The sequence below is a fragment of the Tolypothrix sp. VBCCA 56010 genome, assembly GCF_050875635.1.
In the GTDB taxonomy this organism is placed as follows: Bacteria; Cyanobacteriota; Cyanobacteriia; order Cyanobacteriales; family Nostocaceae; genus Hassallia.
The window spans coordinates 1-5,950 of sequence record NZ_JBPAOH010000260.1 but is presented as its reverse complement, the minus strand read 5'-3'; the positions used below and the strand labels follow the sequence as shown (position 1 = coordinate 5,950).

Annotated in this window: 8 protein-coding genes; 3 read left to right on the top strand and 5 right to left on the bottom strand. The window is 44.7% G+C overall.

The genetic code is table 11. The features are described 5' to 3' along the window. Window positions 1-273 precede the first annotated feature (273 nt). From AABK37_RS39860 to AABK37_RS39840, 5 genes are all read right to left on the bottom strand, one after another. Entirely contained in the window at window positions 274-1,515 is a 1,242-nt protein-coding gene (locus AABK37_RS39860) for a hypothetical protein (RefSeq protein ID WP_432556919.1), read from the bottom strand. A gap of 545 nt (window positions 1,516-2,060) precedes the next feature. After that, window positions 2,061-3,107 (bottom strand): hypothetical protein, encoded by a 1,047-nt coding sequence (locus AABK37_RS39855; protein WP_432556918.1) that lies wholly within the window; start codon window positions 3,105-3,107, stop codon window positions 2,061-2,063. Between the two features lie 170 nt (window positions 3,108-3,277). Next, window positions 3,278-3,424, bottom strand: coding sequence for a hypothetical protein (locus AABK37_RS39850; RefSeq protein ID WP_432556917.1), 147 nt, complete (start codon window positions 3,422-3,424; stop codon window positions 3,278-3,280). 2 nt (window positions 3,425-3,426) lie between these two features. Further along, the gene (locus AABK37_RS39845; protein WP_432556916.1) at window positions 3,427-3,747 is read right to left on the bottom strand and encodes a hypothetical protein; all 321 of its coding nucleotides are present in this window, start codon (window positions 3,745-3,747) and stop codon (window positions 3,427-3,429) included. 213 nt (window positions 3,748-3,960) lie between these two features. Next, complete coding sequence (locus AABK37_RS39840) at window positions 3,961-4,155, bottom strand: hypothetical protein (RefSeq protein ID WP_432556915.1); 195 nt, start codon at window positions 4,153-4,155, stop codon at window positions 3,961-3,963. Between the two features lie 73 nt (window positions 4,156-4,228). Between AABK37_RS39840 and AABK37_RS39835 the strand changes: the two genes are divergently transcribed. The 3 genes from AABK37_RS39835 (at window position 4,229) to AABK37_RS39825 (ending at window position 5,895) form a co-directional block, all read left to right on the top strand. Continuing rightward, entirely contained in the window at window positions 4,229-4,660 is a 432-nt protein-coding gene (locus tag AABK37_RS39835; RefSeq protein WP_432556914.1) for a hypothetical protein, read from the top strand. A gap of 306 nt (window positions 4,661-4,966) precedes the next feature. Next, complete coding sequence (locus AABK37_RS39830; protein ID WP_432556913.1) at window positions 4,967-5,158, top strand: hypothetical protein; 192 nt, start codon at window positions 4,967-4,969, stop codon at window positions 5,156-5,158. 86 nt (window positions 5,159-5,244) lie between these two features. Continuing rightward, the gene (locus tag AABK37_RS39825) at window positions 5,245-5,895 is read left to right on the top strand and encodes a tyrosine-type recombinase/integrase (RefSeq protein WP_432556912.1); all 651 of its coding nucleotides are present in this window, start codon (window positions 5,245-5,247) and stop codon (window positions 5,893-5,895) included. Window positions 5,896-5,950 lie beyond the last annotated feature (55 nt).

The following is a 5,950-nucleotide window of genomic DNA, read 5'->3' as shown; positions in this document are numbered from 1 at the left end:
AAGTACACTCAACTCGCACCAGGACGCTTTGATGGACTGTGGGATTAAAGTGTGAAACGCCCCGCCGATCAGTGGACTTACTTTCTTCGACCCTAGTACCAAAGAAACCAACTCCAATATTTAATGCCGATCGGTGGCAGATCAGTGGGAGTAGTTTCTTCGACCTTAAGCCCAAAGACACCTTTCTAAAATTTTCTAGTCACTAGGAGATACTTTGCAGAGCTTTTTTGACGGCAGATCGAACGCTCAAAAAAATTCTCAAAAATGTCCTTCTTATCCCGGTCGGAGGTTGCAACCCCTTTTTAACGTGCCCACGTCGGAGGGCGTCGTTTTTTTTGAAAATTTTTCAAAGTTCGCTTTACCGCCCAAAGTCCGGTCATACTCCTCATTTGACACGTTGGCGTACAATTGTACTGGTTGAGTTGATTGGGGCTGTTGTTGGATCTGTCGCTTAAAGATGTCACGCGATCGCCTCATCGATGTCAGGGTGTAACGCTCCTCGTAGAGGTTACAGCGGTAAATCCAGGTTTTATCGTAGTAGTTACAAAAACTGTCCTCAGTGACATAGCTTTTATGCCACTCCTTTGCACCCCGCGATTTTTCCTGAAGTTCCCACTCGTTACCGCAACTAGTCAGCCAAATGTCATCGGCGGCTTGGAAGAAGTCGGCTTGGTGCTTCATGGCTTGTTGCACCCGTTTGTATTCTCCTTTCGCCTGCATCAACTGACGTCGGTTCAAACCGAGCGCCTCCTGGTGACGCCTCACTGTGCGATCGCTTATTCCCAACTTGCTGCCAATCGACCTTTGGCTAGCCCCAAATGGAACAAAGCTTCTCGACACAAACGCCCGTTTCTGTCCTACATGCAATAAGAAAAGTATTTGCCCCTCGTCCGATTTTTGAGAGGATACTTTTTTTGATTGCAGTATGGCAGAAGCCTTGGGCGGTGCGTAAATAGCCCGTTCCCGTTTTTTAAGATTTGTTACAGCCGCATAGTGACTTTTAGACTGTAAGTCCTGGGTGCAAGCGCCTGTTACAAGTGGTCGGATGTTTTGGTTCACCTCAACCAATCGCAGATCCACAACGCCTTCCCAATCTATTAACCCCAATTTGAAACAAACTTTGTGCAAGGCGCCCAAATAGACCCGCAACACTCCACGTCGGATGTTGCCTTTTCTAAAAGCGCCTGCTGTCTTGCCGTCTTTGAGCCATCTGTAAAGTGTTTGGCTAGAAATACCCAATACGCTACAGCATAACTCTATCGGTAGTTCGGCGTAACCCCGCCCCCAAATGTCCAACCCCCGACACAAATACCACAGCCGCGCCCATGTGTAACGCCCGATGCCAACATGCAGCCGCAACGTGAAAGCATTCAGAATTATTTGAGCTTTCGTTAGTTCGAGAAAGACCAGAAATGGTACATTTGTTTTTAAGGCTGAGTACTCCTTCTCATGGAGAGGGCACTTACTCAGCCCCCGTGATTGGTTAGTTGCACGATTCGCGGGGTTGGTAGGCACTGGCGTTGTCTTCCTAATCCCGTAGCCAAAAGTGCTATCCGCTTAAGCCGATTTAATTGCCTCTTGTTAACCCACCCCAGAAATTGATAGTCTTAGTCTACATTTTAATTGTTGGTCTTGTTAGAGCGGGGTGGCTAGGTGGTTGAGGCTTTTAATCGGCTGAAACTGATAGCAAACTTTTAACTACAAGACCTTTTTTTAAGTTTTCTTATATAAGAAATTTGCATTTGCACAAATGCAAACTTCACTAAAAATTTGCTTTAGGCAGAAATGCAAACTTCACTAAAAATTTGCTTTATTAAGCATACATCTGAATTGTCTGTGCATCAATTAGGCGCATATCATTTAAATTCGCAAAAGTTTTATGTATGAATAACCTGAAGTAAACGTCCTGAAATTGTACCCCTGTATTTTGCATGGATAAATTACTTCACTTCTCACCAACACTGCTCACCAACAAAAGCAAGTATGCTTGTCTAAATTAATTTAGGCTAAAGGGACGAAAGAAGCTTTCAAGCTGCGCCCGAACACTTTAAACTCTCGCTTCAAAAGCCATAATCAAGCCGGATCTGCTCGACGATCGCCCTTGCAGAGTAATAATTCCCAGGTAGCCCCGGCACATTTTTCGCGCACCAGTCCACCGACCGCCCCTCTGAAACTGCGGTTTTTATTGCCGAAATCAGCGCCGCATTTCCCCCCTCAAAATCGGGGTTTTGGGGCTGAAACCCTTGGTATTGCGTGGTTTGGGGGTAGTTTCGCGTATCTGGAGTAAAACTGTTGTTTACTGATTGCTCACCCTCGCTATCAACCGGATTAAAACTATCAGCAACCGCTCTAAAAGATGGTTTCCAACCGGATAAATCTGGTACTTTGGCAGGTTGTTTCTCTACCATGCAGCACCTGAAACCTTGTGACTCTAACTCTCTTAAAACAGCAGAGTAATATTGAAACTCTTCTGAATCTTTCCTGTACTTGTTTCTCAAAAACTTACAATGCTCTAATGCAAAGTCACCAAAGCGAACTGTAGTAAAACACTCCTCTAAATCTGACTCTCCCTCTAGTCCCCAGGTTGCTACATTCTCCCCTTGAGCTAAGGCAATAAGTCTAATTTTGGCATCCCTCGCTACTATAATAATGTCCTTCATTAACTCTTTAGCCGTGGTGACATTTTTGTTGATTAACTTCCATTCGTCACAAGCAAAGTTGATTTGATGCGGCATTTTGCCTGATTCCATCTCGGCGTATCTAGTATGCATCAAAGAGTGAACGTCTTTAAGCTTATCTTCACACTCTTGGTAATTGAAGGGATACCCAAAAACCTTGTGGTTAATCCAGTCTGCTGGCTTCTTTTTGGGAGTAATCACGAACTGTTCACCACTTAACATATCTAAAATCCATTCGGCAAAACGGGTTTTGCCTACTCCCGTCTTGCCAATTACCCTAATGTGTGGAAATTTATCAGGCTGATTCTTTATCTCGGTAAAGTCAAAAAACTCTATCTTGATTTCACTTGGTAGGGCTGTAACTTCTATAGTCTCTATCTTATCTTGCTTTGAGATTGAAATTCCAGCATAGGGCAAGTGGTCAACCACAAACACTATCCTGGTTAAGAACTTTGCAAACATTCGGATACAAAGAAGAAAAATCTCTAATATCTTTTCTGTGGCTAAAGTTAGAAATTGTAGAAAAGATAGCAGTGACTTAATTAGTACCCATCCAAAAAACCTCAGCCATGACTGAAAAGTGGGTAAGTCAAAATAGTTCACGTTCCGCTATATTCAATAAAGATTTGTATTTTAAATTGGTGCTGTTGGCGCTTCTCTCCTTCTCCTTTACTGGCTAGATAAAGGAGAAGAGTAACGGCAATTAACAGCGCCATCAGCCGCAAAATACCGTCACCTTGATTCATGTCTAAAAAATCACTCGGTAGCAGCGCCCCGATCCAGCATGTATTGATTTACCAGTTCGCAAGTCCGCAGCTTTGGATCTGCTGACTTTTATTAATGGGTAGCTGCCATCAGCAGACAAACTGAACGGACTATATAGTGGCAGCGCCTCCCAAGAAGTAGGAGAGGCATCGACCTTGCAAGTGTAAGCGACGTCTGCCATGTCACTTGCCCCTGGCACACTTGGGAGTGAGGGGAAGTTGCGGCGCGATCGCGTTTTGTTAGCACTTTTACCCGCATTAAAAACGGGTACAGTGCCGTTGTTGGCGGTCTGTACTTGCTCCATATTCACAATAGCTGTTAACTCTACTGAATAATAACACTTGTTGTTAATAGTTAACAATAAATGTGAACCACGATTACCACGCTGAAGAGTTATGATGAGTTAATAGTTATTAATAACCTCAATGCCAACCAAGGTAACGGTTACAGTCGTTTTAACCAAGGAAGAAAAAGATAGGCTACAACGGCTAGCGGACGTTGAAGACCGTTCGCTGAGTTATCTGGCTGGTAAATTTATTAGAGAAGCCTTGGACAGAGCAGAAGCAAAAACTGCTGCTAAGACCAATGAGGAAGATGTAGCATGAGCGATCGCCTTTAAACCAGATTTATTACCACAGAGAAATACTTGTCGCAAGTATTGAAAGAAGGCGATCGCGCTTTGTTGCGGTGCGATCGCGATCGCCTTAACCATCTAGACATATATAGACATAAATATAGACATATGTTAGATTATATCTAGACAAGTATAGACATACATCTAGAATATGGCAGATAAGACCTTAGCCACTTTTCGCATTGACCCCCAAGAGTGGGAAACCTTTAAAAATGCAGCCAGTGCTGAAGGAACTAACGCCTCAGCGGTTTTTACAGAATTCGTTCGTTGGTACAATTCGGGTAACAGGCTGGGAAATTCCACCGCGTTCGCTGACACTAATCTAGACAAGACTATCGATAAGCGTCTAGACATTATCGAACAACGTCTAGATACAGTCACGACTAATCATCTAGACACAGAGTTCAATGAACGTCTAGAAATATGTATAGACAAAGTGCTAGACGATAGGGGACTGAAACCAGAAATTATTAAAGAGCAACTGGAGGAACAATACGTAGAACTCGCCACAGGACTAAACGCCACCCTGAGCGAATTAAGTAAGCAACTGGAGGAACTGCGGGGAAAATTGAAAGCCCGGTAGCACAGACAGAATCATCAGCTACCGGGCAAGACAAAAAGCATATAGACAGCAATATATACAGTCTAGACAAGCTGGAGGCAACACGCGATCGCATCCTCAGTAAATTAAAAGTTGGGCGTCAGTCGTCAGCGGGAAAGGCAATTGATGCGTTTATTCGGGAACTGAAACGCGCCTCACCGCAAAAGTCTTGCGACACAACCGAACTAAAAGTTGATACTCAAACTAAGGAAACGACAAACACCACAACACAACCCAAAGCCAGTTGGGAAGATAAAGCGCAAAACTTTCTTAATGGGGTGAAGTGGAATGGCTGACCAAATAGATATGAGGCTGATGGGAACCCCAGAAGACCTGGAAAAATGGGCTTGGTTTTTGGGAGAGTGCGAGAAGCGCGATTTAATCACCGTTTTAGAAAAGTCCCAACTTTATAAGAACCGTGGCGACTCAAAGCTTTTTCGCCTCTACATTAAAATCAAGCTAAACGCGGAGAATCCGTAAGTCTAGACATCTATCTAGACAATAATAACGCCTCAAAATGTGGGAAAGTGTCAGTAAAAAGAATATTTAACCGACTGTCCCAACTGATGAGCATCTACAAGCCAAAATCCCGCGCACATCTTAAACTGGTGGTCAACAATCCAATTCCGGAAAGTAAACAGGAGTGGAAGTTGCGCCGCCCTAAAAATGAAGACGTGCGATCTAGAGAATACCTTCGACCCGATGAAGTCGAACGGCTCATTGAAGCTGCCAAGTCAGTTGGGCGTTACCCAGGTCGGGACGGGCTGCTGATGCTCATGATGTACCGTCACGGGTTGCGAGTGTCCGAGGCGATCGCGCTGCGGTGGTCTGATGTTGATTGGGACACCGCCCATATTTATATTAAGCGTCTCAAGCGCGGCAACCCCTCCAACCAACAAATTGACGGTAAGGAATTGCGCTTACTGCGTTCTCTCAAAAGAGAAGCTAAAGACAAATCTCCCTGGATGTTTATGTCCGAACGCGGCTCCCCACTGACTGACGACGCGGTGCGAAAGATTATCAGCCGCGCTGGGGAGATTGCCGGCTTTGACTTTCCCATCCATCCCCACATGTTACGCCACAGCTGCGGCTACTATTTGGCAAGTCGTGGTTATGACACGCGGCTAATTCAGGACTACTTAGGACACAAAAATATTCAGCACACGGTAAAGTACACTCAACTCGCACCAGGACGCTTTGATGGACTGTGGGATTAAAGTGTGAAACGCCCCGCCGATCAGTGGACTTACTTTCTTCGACCCTAGTACCAAA